7 protein-coding genes and 3 pseudogenes are annotated in these 17,461 nt (G+C 71.7%); 7 read left to right on the top strand and 3 right to left on the bottom strand.

Annotated elements, in window-relative coordinates:
* Positions 1 to 186: 186 nt before the first annotated feature.
* Positions 187 to 2,916: a beta-L-arabinofuranosidase domain-containing protein gene (locus tag E1182_RS02365; RefSeq protein WP_132260952.1), complete on the top strand. Its 2,730-nt coding sequence runs from the start codon at positions 187 to 189 to the stop codon at positions 2,914 to 2,916.
* Positions 2,917 to 3,011: 95 nt separating this feature from the next.
* Here the strand turns inward: E1182_RS02365 and E1182_RS02360 are convergent.
* A pseudogene (locus tag E1182_RS02360) lies at positions 3,012 to 3,164 on the bottom strand (transposase); the annotation flags it as partial.
* Positions 3,165 to 3,203: 39 nt separating this feature from the next.
* Positions 3,204 to 5,615 carry a SpoIIE family protein phosphatase gene (locus E1182_RS02355; protein WP_165942484.1) on the bottom strand — a complete coding sequence of 804 codons (2,412 nt, stop codon included), beginning with the start codon at positions 5,613 to 5,615 and terminating at the stop codon, positions 3,204 to 3,206.
* Between the two features lie 89 nt (positions 5,616 to 5,704).
* On the opposite strand from E1182_RS02355, the pseudogene E1182_RS32890 reads away from it, so the two are divergent.
* The 4 genes and pseudogenes from E1182_RS32890 to E1182_RS31535 all read left to right on the top strand — a co-directional run.
* Positions 5,705 to 6,100: pseudogene (locus tag E1182_RS32890) on the top strand (family 43 glycosylhydrolase); the annotation flags it as partial.
* Positions 6,101 to 6,158: 58 nt separating this feature from the next.
* On the top strand, positions 6,159 to 6,608 hold the full coding sequence (locus E1182_RS32885; protein WP_207921232.1) for a family 43 glycosylhydrolase: 450 nt from the start codon (positions 6,159 to 6,161) through the stop codon (positions 6,606 to 6,608).
* A gap of 110 nt (positions 6,609 to 6,718) precedes the next feature.
* Positions 6,719 to 7,117: pseudogene (locus E1182_RS32880) on the top strand (hypothetical protein); the annotation flags it as partial.
* 44 nt (positions 7,118 to 7,161) lie between these two features.
* On the top strand, positions 7,162 to 7,479 hold the full coding sequence (locus tag E1182_RS31535; protein ID WP_207921231.1) for a hypothetical protein: 318 nt from the start codon (positions 7,162 to 7,164) through the stop codon (positions 7,477 to 7,479).
* 314 nt (positions 7,480 to 7,793) lie between these two features.
* Here E1182_RS31535 and E1182_RS02345 read toward each other — a convergent pair whose 3' ends face one another.
* The gene (locus tag E1182_RS02345; RefSeq protein ID WP_132260950.1) at positions 7,794 to 10,544 is read right to left on the bottom strand and encodes a BTAD domain-containing putative transcriptional regulator; all 2,751 of its coding nucleotides are present in this window, start codon (positions 10,542 to 10,544) and stop codon (positions 7,794 to 7,796) included.
* A 373-nt stretch (positions 10,545 to 10,917) separates the two neighbouring features.
* Here E1182_RS02345 and E1182_RS02340 point away from each other — a divergent pair, with 373 nt between their 5' ends.
* Entirely contained in the window at positions 10,918 to 17,019 is a 6,102-nt protein-coding gene (locus tag E1182_RS02340; protein WP_165942483.1) for a DNRLRE domain-containing protein, read from the top strand.
* Positions 17,020 to 17,194: 175 nt separating this feature from the next.
* Positions 17,195 to 17,404 (top strand): hypothetical protein, encoded by a 210-nt coding sequence (locus tag E1182_RS02335; RefSeq protein ID WP_132260948.1) that lies wholly within the window; start codon positions 17,195 to 17,197, stop codon positions 17,402 to 17,404.
* The last annotated feature ends 57 nt before the right edge of the window (positions 17,405 to 17,461 follow it).

Here is a 17,461-nt window from a genome sequence, read left to right as displayed (position 1 = left end):
CCCTTCAGCCACCACAGTGGCCCGCCCCTGTTGACGCTCACATCCCGGTTTGCGGCCACCTGCTTGCAACCGTCACCCCTGGTTGGACTCCACGCGACCCACAGCGATGCCGGCGCCCCTCCCCCCGGAACGCGAGCGCCGGCCGCCCGCACAACCGACGACCACCCCGCAGACCACGGAGGCCCCATGTCCTCGCCAATCAGCCGGCGCCGTCTGATCCAGGCCGTCGGCGCGACGGCGGTGGTGTCCGCTACCGGCGCCGCCACCGTCGGTGCCGCGCCCGCGTCCGCCGCCCTTGCCCCAGCCCGGCCGGATATCGGCGTCTCGGCATTTCCGTTCGACCTCGGGCAGGTCCGGCTGACCGCCAGCCGGTGGCTGGACAACCAGACCCGCACCCTGAACTACCTGCGCTTCGTCGACGTCAACCGGCTGCTCTACAACTTCCGCGCCAACCATCGCCTCTCCACCGGCGGTGTCGCGGCACCCGGCGGCTGGGACGGTCCCACGTTCCCCTTCCGCAGCCACGTTCAGGGGCACTTCCTGACCGCCTGGGCGCACGCGTGGGCGGTGCTCGGCGACACGACCTGCCGGGACAAGGCCAACCTGATGGTGGCCGAACTCGCCAAGTGCCAGGCGAACAACGTTGCCGCCGGCTTCAACACCGGATACCTCTCCGGGTTCCCCGAGTCCGACTTCACCAGCCTCGAAGCGCGGACGTTGACCAACGGCAACGTGCCGTACTACTGCATCGACAAAACCCTCGCCGGCCTGCTCGACGTGTGGCGTCACATCGGCAACACCCAGGCCCGCGACGTCCTTCTGGCGCTCGCCGGCTGGGTCGACTGGCGCACCAGCCGGTTGACCACGAGCCAGATGCAGGCCATGCTGGCCACCGAGTTCGGCGGCATGAACCTCGTCCTGACCGACCTGTACCAGCAGACCGGCGACGCCCGCTGGCTGACCGCCGCCCAGCGGTTCGACCACGCCGCCGTCTTCGACCCGCTGGCCGCCAACCAGGACCAGCTAGCCGGGCTGCACGCCAACACCCAGGTTCCCAAGTGGGTGGGTGCCGCCCGTGAGTTCAAGGCCACCGGCACCACCCGCTACCGGGACATCGCCAGCAACGCGTGGAACATCACCGTCGACGCGCACACCTACGTCATCGGCGGCAACAGCCAGGCCGAGCACTTCCGAGCCCCCGACGCCATCGCCACGTACCTGCGCACGGACGCCTGCGAGGCGTGCAACACGTACAACATGCTGAAGCTGACGCGTGAGCTGTGGCTGCTGGACCCGAACCGCGCGGCCTACTTCGACTACTACGAGCGGGCGCTGCTCAACCACATGATCGGTCAGCAGAACCCCGCCGACAACCACGGTCACGTCACCTACTTCACACCGCTCAACCCCGGCGGCCGGCGTGGCGTCGGTCCGGCGTGGGGCGGTGGCACCTGGAGCACCGACTACGACTCCTTCTGGTGTTGCCAGGGCACCGGGCTGGAGACCAACACCAAGCTGATGGACTCCATCTACTTCCACAACGGCACGACCCTGACGGTCAACCTGTTCATGCCGTCGGTGCTCAACTGGTCGCAGCGCGGAATCACGGTCGCCCAGACCACCTCGTACCCGGCCAACGACACCACGACCATCACCGTCACGGGCTCGGTCGGCGGGTCATGGACCATGCGGATCCGAATCCCGGCGTGGACGAGCGGGGCGGGCATCAGCGTCAACGGCACGCCGCAGAACATCGCCACGACGCCGGGCAGCTACGCCAGCCTGACCCGCTCCTGGACCTCCGGGGACGTGGTCACGGTCCGCCTGCCGATGCGCGTCGTCCTGGCCGCCGCCAACGACAACCCGGCCGTGCAGGCGATCACGTACGGCCCGGTGGTGTTGTCCGGCAACTACGGCAACACGGCCCTGAGCGCGCTGCCCTCCCTCGACCCCACCTCGATCACCCGGACCAGCACCAGCGCGCTCGCGTTCACCGCCGTCGCCAACGGCTCCCCGGTCAACCTCGGGCCCTTCCACGACGCCCACGGGCACAACTACACCGTCTACTGGGCCACCGGCGGGGGCACCGCCAGCTTCCGCCTGGCCAACGCGGCCAGCAACCTGGTGCTCGGCATCAGGGACATGTCCACCGCCGACGGCGGGCTTGCGCTCCAGTGGGGCGACACCGGCACCGCCGACCACGACTGGCAGATCGTGGTCGACGGGACGGCGGTACGGCTGCGCAACGTCAACAGCGGCAAGGTGCTCGGGGTGGACAACATGTCCACCGCCGACAACGCCCGCATTCTCCAGTGGGCCGACAACGGCACCGCCGACCACCTCTGGACCCTCGTCGACGCGGGCGACGGTTCACACAAGCTGCGCAACGTGCACACCGGCAAGCTGCTGGCGATCCTGGACGGGTCGACGGCACAGGGGGCGCAGGCGGTGCAGGACCAGGACAACGGCAGCCGGGACAACCAGTGGCGGTTCATCCCGAACGGGGCCCGCCGGCTCCAGAACCTCAACAGCGGGCTGGTGCTCGGTGTGCAGAACATGTCCACCGCCGACGGCGGGCTGGTCATCCAGTGGAACGACAACGGCACCGCCGACCACCTCTGGACCGCGATCGTGGACACCGACGGCTACCTGCGCCTACGCAACTCCCACAGTGGCAAGGTGCTCGGCGTCGAGAACATGTCGACCGTCAACGGCGCCCGGGTCCTGCAGTGGGCGGACAACGGCACCAACGACCACCGATGGCGGCTGCGGTACGGCCGCAACGGTTACTTCCGCATCCAGTGCGCCAACGGCGGCCGGGTCCTCGGCGTCACCAACGGGTCGACCTCGGCCGGCGCACAGGTCACCGTCTGGGACGACAACGGCAGCGACGACCACCTCTGGCGGTTCATCTGATCCCTGCACGGACGTGAACGCGCCGCTCGGCGGCGGCCCGGTGGGCAGGGCTTTCCCGGCCCGCCCAGGCCGCCGCCGAGCGGTTCGGGCGGCGTCGCTGCGTAGATCTCATCCAGAGGCCGGTGAGACCAGTCGGTCATCTCCTCGACCGCCTTGTCAGTGATCCGCGAGATCGTCTCCTTGCTGACCGGCGCGCCGTAGATCTCGGCGACGTGCACGCTGATCTCCCCGGTCGTCAGACCTTTGGCAGTGGGGACGGCGGGTAGCCGGTCGGCGGATGGCGCGTGTCAAGCTCGTTGTTCGGGCGGGCGGAGTTCGAACCAGACGGTTTTGCCGGTTCCGGGAAGTGGTGCGGATCCCCACGCGTGGGCGAGGCGTTCGATGATGTGCATGCCCCGGCCTGTGTCGCTGGAGCTGTCGATGGATCGTTTGACGGGTCGACGGTTGCTGCTGTCGTGCACGTCAATGCGTAGTCGTTGGCCCATGGTGATGCGGACTTCCACGTCGCCGGCCGTGTGTTGCACCGCGTTGGCGATGACTTCGCCGAGGATGAGGCCCGCGTCCTCGCGCAGCGGGTGCTGGTCCCACGCGGCCAGGATGTCGTCGGCGAAGTGCCGGGCAGCCGATGTGCTGGTGGCGTCACCGCGGAAGCGTCGTCGGGCGGTGCGCGGCCCGGGCGGCGGTGCTGCGGTGACGGTGAGTGCGAGGATGGCCACGTCGTCGCGGCGTGGATACGGTCCGATGTCGGCCTTCACGAGGTGTTCCACCAAGTCTTCGGGGTTGTCCGTTGGTGCCGAGTCCAGCGCCGCGAGCAGGTCCGTCAGACCCTGGTCGAGGGGGTAGCGGCGGTCTTCGACGAGGCCATCGGTATAGAGCACGAGGCTGCATCCGCTGGGCAGCAGGAAGGTGGAGTCGTGGTAGTGGGCGCCGCGGACGCCCAGAGGTGGTCCCGTCCTCAGCGGTAGGCAGCGGGCGTGCCCGTCGACGCGCAGCACGGGAGGTGGGTGCCCGGCGAGCACGGCGGTCGCGGTCCCTTCGGTCAGGTGCAGCTCGAGGTAGCAGCAGGTGGCCATGGCGTGAGGCTCGAACCGCAGCAGCAACTCGTTCACCCGACGCATCACCCCCGTGGGGCTGTGTCCGTCAGCGGCGTAGGCGCGGATGGCGTTGCGTAGTTGGCCCATCATCGCCGCTGCCTGAGGGCTGTGGCCGGCGACGTCACCGATGACGACCGCTGCGGTGTCCGGATCGATCTGGATGACGTCGTACCAGTCGCCGCCGATGTCCGCGCCCTGGGTCCAGGGCAGGTACCGCACGGCGTGTCGTGCGCCGCGCAGGGTGGGTAGCGCGGTCGGCAGCAGGGCCCGTTGCAGGTCTGCCGCGATCGACAACTGAGCCTGAAAGAGGAAGGCACGCTGCAACGCCTGGGCGGCGAGCCGACTGAACGCGATCAGGTTCTCGCGCTCGTCCTCGTCGAACTGCCGCGGACGGGGGTAGCCGATCACCAGCGCGCCGAGCACCTGCCCGCCGGTGCTCAGTGGTAGGAACGCCCACGCGGCCCTGCCCCCGCCAGGGACGGCGACGCGCGTGTCAAGTTGTGCCCTGGCGAATTCCTCGGGCGAGCCGAGGTAGCGTGGCTGGCCGGTGGTGCTGACGCCGGTGGCCGGGTAGGGGTGGGACAACGGCAAGGCCCGCAGCGCGGCGACGACGTGGTCTTCGTATCCGGCGTGGTAGCGCAACACCAGCCGGTCCTGCTCGGTGAGTAGGACCGCGAGGCTGTTCCCGCCCGCCGAGGACCGTACGACCTCGCCCAACGCGTCATACACCTGCTCTGGCGTACTGGCCGCGACCAGTGCGGCGGTGACGGTCTGCAGCGCCGCGGTGCGGGTCGCGGCGGCGCGGACCTGCGCCGCGCTGCTCTCGAGCTGCAATTGGTGGCCGACCTGTTCGGTGACGTCGCGGTAGGACACGGCGACGACATCGACATCGACCCGGGTGACCTTCAGCTCCCACACTTGCCCGGTGGTGGGTGAGGTGAGCTGCTGCTGCCACGGTTCGCCCCCATCGGCGACCTGGCGAAAGAACGGGAGTAGGCCCAGCTCGGTGCTACTGGCGGAGGTTTCGCTGACCCGGTGCCCGACAAGCTCTTCGACGGTGCGGCCGGCGAGCTTGGCGCCGATTTGATTGACGTACTCACGGGTGAAAGCCGCAATCGTTCCGTCGTCGTCACGAACCGCCCGCAGCAGGGCGAACCCGTCGAACGCCGCGTCGAGCGCCTCGTACAGCCGAGTCCCGCCCTCCGTCTGCGCCCCCATGGTCAGCTTGCTGAGATCGACGAACCGTGCGATGAACCCGTCCCCGAACGGCACCACCCGAAACTCGAAATGCCCTGTCACGCTCGCCCGGTCGTAGTACACGGTGCGAACAGCTGGCACCCGCTCCTGCACCACTCGCCGATAGAACGGCAGGGTGCCGTCGGTGACGGTGTCCGGCCACAACTCTCGGTAGCCGCGTCCGATCAACTCTTCCCGAGGGCGCCCCAGAAAGCGGCCGCCGGCCTCGTTGAGATAGACCAGCTTGAAGTCGACGATGACCGCATCCTGATCACGAACCGCAGCGGCCATCGCACACCCATGAGGATCGGAATCCAGAAGGGCCAACACGTCCGCCGAAGGGGCAATGCCCGGCAGGTCTCCGCTCATCGCCGTCCCCTCGCCAAGCCGCCACCGACAGCCTAATACTCCAGCCGCACCCGAGGGAGTGCGTCGGTTTCGGCTCTGTCTCACATCCGGTGGTGACGAGGCGTCCTCCGGCGACCAGCGCTGCTCGGTGGCGGCATTGCTGGGATTCCGCCAATACATATGTTGCTTTCTCCGCGAGGACAGAATCGTGGACATCACCAGACGACAGTTCGGCCGGCTCGCCGCGGTCGGCACCGGGGCGCTCGTGCAGCCGGGCCCGCTGCCACCAAGCACGGCGGCAGCCTCATTTCCGGCCCGGGACGTGGGGCGACCAGGGCGACGGCACCTACGTCAACCCCATCATCCCGGCCGACCTCAGCGACTGGGCCTGCATCCGGGTCGGCGCCGACCACTACGGCATCACCAGCACGTTCGGGTACTCGCCCGGCATGGCTGTCCTGCATTCGAAGGACCTGGTCAACTGGCGGACGCTCGGTGGCGCGGTCGACGATGTCACCCGCATCGGATCAGAGCTGAACTGGGACCGGATGAACCGCTACGGCCGTGGCGTGGGCCGCGTCCATCCGCTACCACGCGGGGCGGTACTGGGTGTACTTCAACACGCCCGACGAAGGCTTCTTCATGACGTCGGCCCCGTCGCCGACCGGGCCGTGGGAGCCGTTGCACGCGCTGTGGCGGACCTCCGGCTGGAACGACGTGTGCCCGTTCTGCAACGACGACGGCCAGGGCTACCTGGTCACCACGCGCTACGCAGACGCCTACATGGTGCACCTGCAAGCTGTCCACGGACGGGAAGTCACTGGTCGGCCCATCTGCGGTCATCCACTCTTCAGCGAGGTGAAGTCCGAGGGCCGGGTGCTCATGATGAACCGCGCTCCAGCCTCTACGGCCCGTTCGGGACCCGACAGCTGCAGCACGTCAACAGCTCCGTGGACCGCGAGCCCGACCAGGGCGGACTGGTGCAGGCTCCGGACGGCCCATGGCACTTTGTGACCCATCACGGCCACGGCGGCTGGGAGGGGCGCGTGCTGTCCCTGCTGCCGGTGACCTGGGTGGACGGCTGGCCGGTCCTGGGCTCGGTGGGCGCGGACGGCATCGGCAACATGGTGTGGACGGGCCGAGTGCCCGCCGGAGGCACGCCCGGTGTGCCGGTCGACGCGCTGGCCCCCGTGGTGACCAGCGACTTGTTCACCGACACCCGCCTCAAGCCGCAGTGGGAGTGGCACTACCAGCCGCGCGCGGACCGGTGGTCGTTGACTGAACGCCCCGGCTTCCTGCGCTTGAAGGCGTTCGCACCGCTGGTGGCCGACAACCTGACCAAGGCCGGGAACACACTCACCCAACGGGTGCTGCGCACGGCGGGCGGCGCGACGGTGACAGTCCGCCTCGAACTGGCGGGCCTCACCGACGGCCAGCACGCCGGGCTGTGCCACTACGCGGCAACCTACGCCGGGTTGGGTGTCCGTCGCTCCGGGACCACCGCCACGATCGCGCACAACGTCGGCGGCACCCTGACCCACGGTCCGGTGATCACACAGAACGCCGTGTGGCTGCGCACCTCGTGGGATGTCAACGGGTCAGCCGGTTCTCCTACAGCCTCGACGGGACCTCGTTCACCTCGTTCGGTGCCACCTACCAGCTCACCTGGGGCGGTTACCGCGGTGACCGGGTCGGCATCTACACCTACAACCCCAACGGCACCGGCTACGTCGATGTGGACTCGGTGCGGTACACCATCGCACCCACCAGGGCCTACAAGTGCAACGTCAGCGGAGGCAGCACGGCGGACGGGGTCGCGCTGATCCAGTACCGCGACACCGGCAACTCCAACCAGCGGTGGACCTTCCACCGCGTCACCGGCTAGGTGTTCTGTCCATAGACGTTGGTGACAGGTCCGAGATCGGGAAAGGGCGAGGACCTTCCGAGTAGGTGTGGAGCTACCAGACAGCCGCACCAGCCCCGGGAGGTCCTCGTGCCCCACCGTGATGCCCCGTTGCCGGAGACCGGCAGGCTGCGTTTGGGCTGCGCCTGGCCCCCGTTCACCGACCCGGCGGTCTCGGTGTACGGGCCCCGGACCGAGCTGCTGGTCCCGGAACCAGTCATCGATCCACCGCAAGGGTCATCCGCTCGGTTCAGGTCACGCCGTACCCGTGGGCCTGCACCCGATATCCGGGCACGTCACTCGAGTTCGGCGCGCAGTTTCTCCGCGTCGGGGTGCCCCAGCGTGTCGAAGATGTGCAGCGCCTCCTGCCGCGACCGCCGCGCCGAGGCCGGCTCGCCCGCCAGGTCGTATGCGGCGGCGAGCTTGGTCAGGGTCTGCCCCTCATTGTTGAGGTCGCCGGCCTCCCGGAACAGCTCCAGCGCCCGCCCGTAACCGGCCACCGCCTCCCACGGCTCGCCGCGCTGATGGTGGATGTAACCGAGGCTGTCCCACGTGACCGCCTCACCGAACCGGTCACCTGCCTTTCGCAGCAGGGCCAACGCCGCCCGGCAGTCGTCGAACGCCTGGTCCAGCTCTCCCAACTGCGCGTGCTGCCAGCCCACGGTGTTACGGGCATTGGCGGTCATCACCGGGTCGCCGAGCCGCTCGTACCGCAGCATGGCCTCCCGCGCGTGGTGCAGTGCGTCACGGAAACGGCCGTCACGCTCCGCCACCCAGGACAGGTTGCCGTGCACCTGCGCCGCCCCGGCCTCGTCACCGCACCGACCGTACAGCGCCAGCGCCTGGCGCAGGTGGCTGTCCGCCTCGCGCAGCCGGCGCAGCCGGCTGTAGGCACGGCCCAGGTTGCGGTGGGCGTGCGCCCGGGGCAACGGCCCCGCGTCGTGTCCCGCCGCGTCGAGCGCTGCGTGATGCACCGCGACGTAGTCGTCCCAGTGTCCCTGCCGATCGAAGTAGGTCACCAGGGCCCAGGCCAGCTGCCAGCGGTGGCCGTCGAAGCCGGCCGGCGCCGTCAGGGCGAGGGCCACGAGCACGGGGTGCTCCACGGTGAACCATCGCATCGCCGCCTGGGCATCGGCCGGCGTCTCGGGGCGCACCCGGGCCTGGGGCGGCGCCAGCACGATCGCGTCCCGCTGGGGGTTCAGCAGCCGATCCGCAGCCAGCGCGGTGTGCAGGTAGTGGTCCAGCATGCGGTGCGTCGCCATCCGCCGCCGCCCCTCGTGGTCGAGGGTGCGGACCAGTTCGGCAGCGTACCCGCGCAGCAGATCGTGCATGCCGTACCGGCCCGGGGACGGCTCGTCCAGCAGGTGGGCGCGGGTGAGCGCGACCAGCGCCCGGCGGGCCACCTCTTCGTCAACGCCCGTCAGGCTCGCCGCGGCGGCCACCGAGACGCTCGGCCCGGGGTGCAGGCCGAGCAGCCGGAACACCCATGCCGTGGTGGCGTCCAGCGTCCGGTAGGACACCGCGAGCACGGTGCGCAGGTCGCTGCGCGGACCGCCCCCGTCGAACCGGTCGAGGCGATGGTGCGCGCGCAGCTCGGCGGCGAGGGCCGACAGTGGGAACGAGGGACGGCCGGCGGCCCGCGCCGCGACGACGGCCAGGGCCAGCGGCAACCGTGCGGAGGCGTCGATGATCTCCTGCACCGCCTGCGGTTCCCGGCGCACCCGGTCCGCGCCGAGCCGCCGGGCCAGCATCTGGCACGCCTCGGCCGGCGAGAACAGGTCGAGCGGCACCGGCACCGCCCCCTCCACGGCCACCAGCCCGGCGAGGTCTGCCCTGCTGGTGACGATCGTGAAACAGGACGTCGCGCCGGGCAGCAGTGGGCGCACCTGGTCGGAGTCGCGGGCGTTGTCCAGCACCACCAGCATCCGCCGGTCGGCCAGCAGGCTGCGGTAGAGGCCCACCTGCGCGTCCAGGCTGGTCGGGATCCGCCCTGCCGGCACCTGCAGTGCGTCGAGCAAGCCGCGAACCGCCTCGGCCACGGTCATGGCCGGGCCGGCGGGATCGAACCCCCGCAGGTCCACGTAGAGCTGCCCGTCGGGGAACCGGGCGTGCGCCCGGTGCGCCCATAGCACCGCCAACGCGGTCTTGCCCACCCCGGCGGTGCCGGTGACCACGGCGATCCGGGCTCCGGACCTGTCGCGCACCGCCGCGTCCAGGTCGGCGAGCTGTCCGGCACGGCCGACGAAGCCCGGCAGCTCGGCGGGGAGCTGCCGGGGCACGGTGACCGGCAGCCCGCCGGCCGCCGCATCGTCGCCGCGCAACAGCAACTGCTGCGCTCGTCGCAGCACCACACCCGGGTCGACACCGAGTTCGTCGGCGAGGCGGGCCCGGACAGCCGCGTAGACGTCGAGCGCCTCCGCGGTCCGGCCGCAACCGTGCAGGGCGAGCATCAGCTGGGCGTGCAGCCGTTCCCGGAACGGGTCGGCTTGCACCGCCTGCCGCAGCGGGCCGACCATCTCGGCGTGCCGCCCAGCGGCAAGCTCGGCGTCGTACCACTCCTCGGCCGCGGCGAGGCGGCGTTCCCGCAGCTCGGGGCCCCGGGCGGCGCGCATCGCCTCGGTGGTGCCGCCCATCTCCGGCCCAGGCCACCGAGCCAGGGCCCGGCGCAGCAGGTCGGCCCGCGCGGCCGGGTTGCCGGTCTCGCGCTGGGCGTGGGCCACCGCCTCGTCGAAGTCGTGCAGGTCGAGTTCGCCGGGCCGCACCATGATCAGGTAACCGGGTGGGCGACGAACAATGGTCGCCGCGCCGAGCCGCCGGCGCAGGCCCGACACATACGCCTGCACCTGGCCGCGAACCGTCGCCGGCCAGGTCTCCCCCCAGGTGAGGGCGACGAGCTGTTCCTCCGAAACCACCCGGTTGGCGTTCAGCAGGAGCGCGGCCAGGATGGTGCGGGGTTTGGGCCCGCCCAATGGCACCGGCACCCCGTCGTCGTGGACCGTCACCGGCCCCAACAGGTGGTAACGCCGGCCCCAGTTCCGGTCGTTCATCGCCCCACTATGGATCATCGTCGCTCGATCAGTTGGCCCCGTTCCCAAGCTGTGAGCCGCGGCGTCACGCCGGTAATCCGCACGCCTTCCACCGGCCACCCGAGCACCGCCGGCCGTTCACCGGTACGGGTTTCCGGGCCTGCCGATCGAAGGGTTTTCGAAGCGCTGGTCCCTACCGTGACGCCTGCCCTGATCCACGGGGATGTCCGCCTCGCCGACGATGTCGCCGCCTCCGTGTCGCGGGCCGTCCGCGCGACGCGGAGGTGAGCGGCGCGTCGATGGCGGCGGCGCCCCGCCTGTCGACGCACGGGCGTCACCGGGACGGGGCCGATACCGACGGCGAGAGACGCCTCGGATCATCCAGGAGGTCGTGGTGGCAAGACAGGGAAGAAGATGGGGCCGGGCCTTCAGGGCCGGGTATCCCGGCGGTGTCGGCCGCCGGATCGCGGCGGCGCTGAGCGTCGTGCTGGCGGCCGGCCTGGGCGCGGCGGTGCAGGCCCGACCGGTGCAGGCGGCACCGGTACAGGGACCGACGGCACCTGCGGACGAGCCCGACGGGCCGCTGCAACGGCCAGACGAGCCGGCGGCGCTGGCCACCGCGCGGCTGACCGGCAAGCGGGTCCTGATCAGCGGCCGGACCACCGAAACCACCGAGTTCTGGGCGCTGCCCAACGGAGCGGTCGAGGCGGAGATCAGCGCCGGGCCGGTGCGCATGCGGGGCGACGACGGCGGCTGGATCGACGTGGACACCACGCTGCGGCGCAACCCGGACGGCTCGGTGACGCCGGCGGCACACCCGTACGGGCTGAAGCTGTCCGGACCGGCCGGCGCCGGCGAGCACAAGTTGATCCAGCTCGGCGCCGGCGGGCAGCAGTCGACACTCGGCTGGTCCGGCCGGCTGCCCGAGCCGACCCTCGACGGCGCCACGGCCACCTACCCGGAGGTCCGCCCCGGGGTCGACCTGGTGGTGACGGCGACCCGCACCGGATATGAGCAGACCCTCGTGGTCAAGAATCGGCAGGCTGCCGCCCAGGTCCGGCAGATCCGCCTACCCTGGCGCACCCCCGGGACGGCGAGCGCGGCGGCGACGCGGGCCCGCCAGCTACCGGCGCTGATGTGGGACTCCCGGGTCGATCGGGCCTCCGGGGAGCGCACGCACCGGGCGGCGGTGGGCGTACGGCACGAGGGCACCGGCGCGAAGTCCACGCTGGTGCTGACCCCCGACGCCCGATTCCTCACGGACCGGGCCACCACCTACCCGGTGGTCATCGACCCGTCGCAGAGCCTCGGCCCGAACTTCGACGCGTTCGTGCAGAACACCTACACCACGGACCAGTCGACGGCGACGGAGCTGAAGCTGGGTACCCACGACGGTGGCGCCACCAAGGCCCGGTCGTTCCTGAGCTTCCACAACCTGTCCTGGCTGTGGGACAAGCGGGTGACGGCGGCGACCCTCAGCCTGTGGAACCACCACTCCTACTCCTGCTCCGCCCGGTCGTGGGAGGCCTGGCAGGTCAACCCGGTCAACAACACGGCCCGGTGGACCGCGCAGCCGGCCTGGCTGGCGAAGGCGGGCACCTCCACCGTGACCAAGGGGTTCGGCACCTCCTGCGGTGCCGGCTGGGTCACCGTGCCGGTGGCCCTCGCCTTCCAGAAGACCGCTGAGGAGCGCTGGCAGACCTCGAACATCGGCCTGCGCGCCACCAGCGAGACCGACACCTACGGCTGGAAACGGTTCCACTCCGCCGAGGGGGCGAACCCGCCCAAGGTCACACTGACCTACGAGTCGAAGACCACGGTCACCACCCAGGCCACGGCGCCGTCGACCGTCTGCGCCACCGGCGCCGACCGCCCGTACATCGCCAGCCTGACCCCGCAGCTGCGAGCCCAGGTCACCGACGCCGACGGATCCTCCGTGCACGCCACCTTCGAGTGGCACGCGGTCGGCGGCGCGCTTATCGGGTCGGCGACCGAGGGGCCGGGCGCGTCCGGCTCCTGGCTGTCGACCACCGTCCCGGCCGGGGCGTTCGTCGAGGACGGCAGCTACGCGTGGCGGGTACGCGGCAGCGACGGCGCCGAGGCCGGCGCCTGGTCCCCGTGGTGCGAGTTCACCGTCGACACGGTCGCCCCGTCGGCGTCGCCCACCGTCTCCTCGACCGCCTACCCGGCCGGGCAGTGGGCCGGGGCCGCCGGCACCGCCGGCAGCTTCACCCTCGGCGCCGCCGGGGTGGGCGATGTCGCCGCCTACGAGTACGGGCTGGACACCAACCCGCCGAACCAGGTCGTCAACGCCGCCGCGCCGGGCGCGAACGTGACCCTGTCGCTGACCCCCACCGCCGACGGCCCGCACACCCTCTACGTGCGCACCCGCGACCGGGCCGGCAACCGGTCGCCGCTGCGGGCCTATGCCTTCTCGGTGGGCGGCGGCGCGGTGACCGGCCCGAGGACCGGCGACCTCACCGCGGCGAAGACCGCGATCACCGGAGTCGGCCGGTCCACGGCCACCGGCGTGACGTACCAGTGGCGGCGCGCCGACACCGACGCGTGGGTCGACATCCCCGCCGCGCACGTCACGGTCGCCGCCGGCGGCGGGAAGGTGACCTGGCCGTTGCCGACCAGCGGCGGCGGCGGGTTCCCGAAGCTGAACTGGGACGTGGCCGCCACCCTCGCCGGTGTGGACGCCCAGGCGGTTCCCCGGGACGGTCCCCTGCAGCTGCGCGGCACCTTCGTCGGCGGCACCGCCGGCGCATCCGGCGCGGTCCGGATCACCTTCGACCGGGACCAGGCCGCCGCCGCCACCGAGGAGATCGGGCCGGGCACCGTCAACCTGATCACCGGTGACCTCTCCGTCACCGACACCGACGTGTCGGTGGACGCCTACGGCAGCGACCTGACCGTCGCCCGCACCTACCACAGCCGGCGCTCCGCCCAGACGGACGCCGCAGCGATGTTCGGCCCCGGCTGGGTGTCCGGCGCCGCCGTCGAGGAGGCCGACGCGGCCTGGACCGGGCTGACCGTGTACGGGTCGCTCGTGCAGGTGGGCACCACCGACGGAGACACCGTCGGGTTCTCCCGGCGCACCGCCACCGTCTTCGACCCCGAGGTCGGAATGGAGTCGCTGAAGCTGACCCACACCGCGGCCACCGACACGTACACCCTCACCGACACCGACGGCACCGCCGTGACGTTCACCCGGGTCGCCGGCGCCGCCGCCGGCCGGTACGTGCCGACCGCCACCCGCACCCCGGGCAGTGACCAGACCACCACCTGGAGCTGGGAGCGGGTGACCGTTGCCGGGCAGGAGGTGCTGCGCCCGACCCGGATGCTCGCGCCGGTGCCCGACGGGGTCAACTGCGCGACGCTGACCCGCGGCTGCCGGGCGTTGGTGTTCCGGTACGCCACCGCCACCACCGCCACCGGCGGCGCGGAGGACAGCTGGGGCGACTACCTCGGCCGGGTCAAGGAGATCGGGTTCACCGCGTGGGACCCGGACCAGGCCACCCCCGCCATGCGGACCGTGGTGCTGGCCCGCTACGCCTACGACGACGCCGGTCGGTTGCGGGCGCGGTGGGACCCGCGGCGGGACCGGGCCGACGGCGGCGTCGTCCGGCACCAGTGGGAGACCTACGCCTACCAGGCCGACGGGGTGCTGTCCACGGTCACCCCGCCCGGTCAGGAGTCGTGGCGGTTCCGCTACACCACCGTCCCCGGTGACCCCGGTGCCGGCCGGCTGCACCAGGTGAGCCGGTCCGCGCTCGCCGCCGGCACCGCCACCGACACGGTCGTCTACCGGGTTCCGGTCTCCGGCGGCGGCGCCCCGTACGACCTGTCACCGGCCCAGACCGCCCGCTGGGGGCAATCCGAGGCGCCGACCGACGCCACGGCGGTCTTCCCCGCCGACCAGGTGCCCTCGGGTAACCCGGCGACCGGCGCCCTGCCGTCGAGCTGGGAACGCGCGTCGGTGACCTACCTGGACGCCAACGCCCGGGAGGTGAACACCGCCGTCCCCGGCGGGCACGTCACCGCCACCTGGCGGGACGCGCACGGCAACGTGATCCGTTCGCTGACCGCCGCCAACCGGGCCCGGGCGTTGGACGACGCGCCCGGCGACACCCCGGAGCGGGAGAGCGGCCTGGCCCTGGACCACTCCACCGAACAGGTGTGGTCCGACGACGGGCAGCGGCTGCTGTCCACCCTCGCCCCGCGTCGTGAGGTGGTGCTCCCCAGCGGCGCCACCGTCCTCGGCCGCCCCCTGACCCGCAACACCTACGACCAGGGCGCGCCGTCGGCCGGCGGCCCTTACCACCTGGTCACCACCCGGGAGGACCTGGTCCGGCACTGGGGGCCGACCGGTGTCGAGGTGGACACCGACAAGCGCACCACCAGCACCGCCTACGACTGGTCGCTGCGGCAGCCGACGGCGACCACCGCGGACCCGGGCGGACTGGCCCACACCGTGCGCAGCAGCTACGACCCGGGCACCGCCGTGGAGACGGCCACCACCACAGCGGCCGGTGGCACGTCGACGAACACGCCGGCCACCCGCCGGACCGTCGTCTACCGGGCCACCGCCGGCTCCGGGCACGCCGAGTGCGACCTGCGGCCGGAGTGGGCCAACCTGCCCTGCCGGGTGCAGCCGGGCGGGCAGCCGGCCGAGGGACCGGAACTGCCGACGACGGTCACCACCTACGACATGTTCCACCAGCCCCGGGTGGTCACCGAACGCACCAGCGCCGGAGTGCTGCGGACCACCACCACCCGGTACGACGAGGCGGGGCGCGAGTACGAGACGACGGTCACCGGGCCGGCCGGCTCCGGCACCGCCGTGCCGGCCGAACGCAAGGTGTACGACCCGGTCACCGGGCTGCTGGTGCGGACCCAGTCGGTCAGCGGCGGCACGGTGACCGCCGAGATCGTGCGGGGCTACGACACGTTGGGCCGGCTGACGTCGTACACCGACGCCGACGGCAACGTCTCGACCACCACGTACGACCTGCGCAGCCGGGTGGCGACCAGCACCGACGGGCGGGGCACCAGGGTGCACACCTACGACGGGGGCACCGAACGGCGGGGCCTGCTCACCTCCGTGCACGACAGCCAGGCCGGCCTGTTCACCGGCCGTTACGACCCGGACGGCACCCTGGTCTCGGAAAGCTGGCCCAACGGGGTCGTGGTGAGCCGGCAGGTCGACCCGAGCGGTGAGCCGGTCGCGGTCGCGTACACCCGGCCGGGTTGCGCGGCCACCGACTGCACCCTGTTCCGCGAGTCGGTGAACCACTCCGCCCACGGCCAGGCCCGGGAGATCGTGAGCACGCTGTCGCACCAGGCGTACCGCTACGACCAGGTCGGCCGGCTCACCCAGGTCCAGGTCACCGCGGGAGAGGCCTGCACCATCCGGACGTACGCCTTCGACGCGGCCAGCAACCGCCGGTCGGGCACCGAGTACGGCCCGGCCGGGGATGGGGGCTGCCAGGCCACGAGCCCGGCGGCGACCCGGACGTGGAGCTACGACACCGCCGACCGGGTCACCACCGCCGGGTACGCCTACGACACGCTGGGCCGTACCACCAGCATTCCCGCGGTCGACACCGCGAACCCGGCCGGCGGGCAGGTCACCGTCGGCTACCACGTCACCGACCTGGTGGACACGATCACCCAGGGCGGGCGGAGCACCGACTACCGGCTCGACGTCGACGGCGAACGGATCCGTTCGTGGACCGACACGGCGGGCACCGCGACGGTCACCGCCGTGCACCACTACGACGGCGACGAGGACACGCCGGCCTGGACGCAGGAGAACGCCACCGACCACACCCGCCCGGTGGCCGGGCTGGCGGAGCTAGCCGGGATCTGGGACAGTGCCGCCGGCACCGTCGGCTGGCAGTTGACCAACCTGCACGGCGACGTGGTCGCCACCATCCACGGCGACGACGCCGGCCTGAGCACGGTCGGTGAGGCGTCCGAGTACGGCATTCCGGACGACGAGGTCGGTGAGCGCCGGTACGGCTGGCTCGGCGGCAAGCTCCGTGCCGCGGACGCCCCGTCCGGGCTGATGCTGATGGGGGTCCGGCTCTACAACCCCGCCACCGGCCGGTTCCTGCAGGTCGACCCGGTCTACGGGGGCAGCTGCGGCCGCTACGAGTACACCTGCGCGGACCCGGCCAACAAACTGGACCTGGACGGCAAGCGCATCTGCGTGTGGAAGTGGTGCTGGAACCGCAGCGGCGGCCACGGCAAAACCCGGTGGTGCGGCACCTGCTGGCTCAACCACGGGGCGAAGAAGTTCTACAAGTTCACCAACAAGTGGAAGAAGCGCGCCAAGCGCTACGGCAAGGCCTGCGCCTACGGCGCGTTCGGCGGGGTCGTCATGGACTCCATCAAGAACCGCAAGGCGTTCCGGGGCAAGTGGCGCGCTTGGGGCTACGCCGGCTGCTTCGGCTACGCGTACACCAAGTGGTCACGGGGCCGGTGGTGACAGTCGGATGACGCCGCGGGCCGGGCCGTTCGTACCGGCCCGGCCCGCACAGCCGGCGGGCGGCTGCCCGCCGGCTGCCGCTGCCGGACGGTGGTGGCCGCATTGTCAACGTCTCCTCGGGGGGGCGACCCGGATGGTGCCGCCGCACCTGACCTCCTCGTTGACGAAGGGAGCGATGGACGTGCTCACCCGCAGCCTCGCGCTGCTGCTCGGCGGCCGGGGAATCACCGTCGCACCGGGCATCACCCACACCGCCATGAACGCATGGTTGCGCGACAACGAGCCAGGGCAGCGGGCCGTTGCGGCGATGACGGCGCTCGGCGGGATCGTGCCGCCCGGGACCAACCTGCACAACCCCAACGCTCCCCTCCCCCGCGTTCACTGACCGACAGCGCACCACGTCGCCGCCCGCTCACCAACCGCGCCGCGGCCTGAGTGGGTC

It is taken from the genome of Micromonospora sp. KC721 (assembly GCF_004348355.1).
GTDB lineage: Bacteria > Actinomycetota > Actinomycetes > Mycobacteriales > Micromonosporaceae > Micromonospora.
The sequence above is the reverse complement of the archived record's forward strand: the minus strand, read 5'-3'. Positions and strand labels throughout refer to the sequence as shown.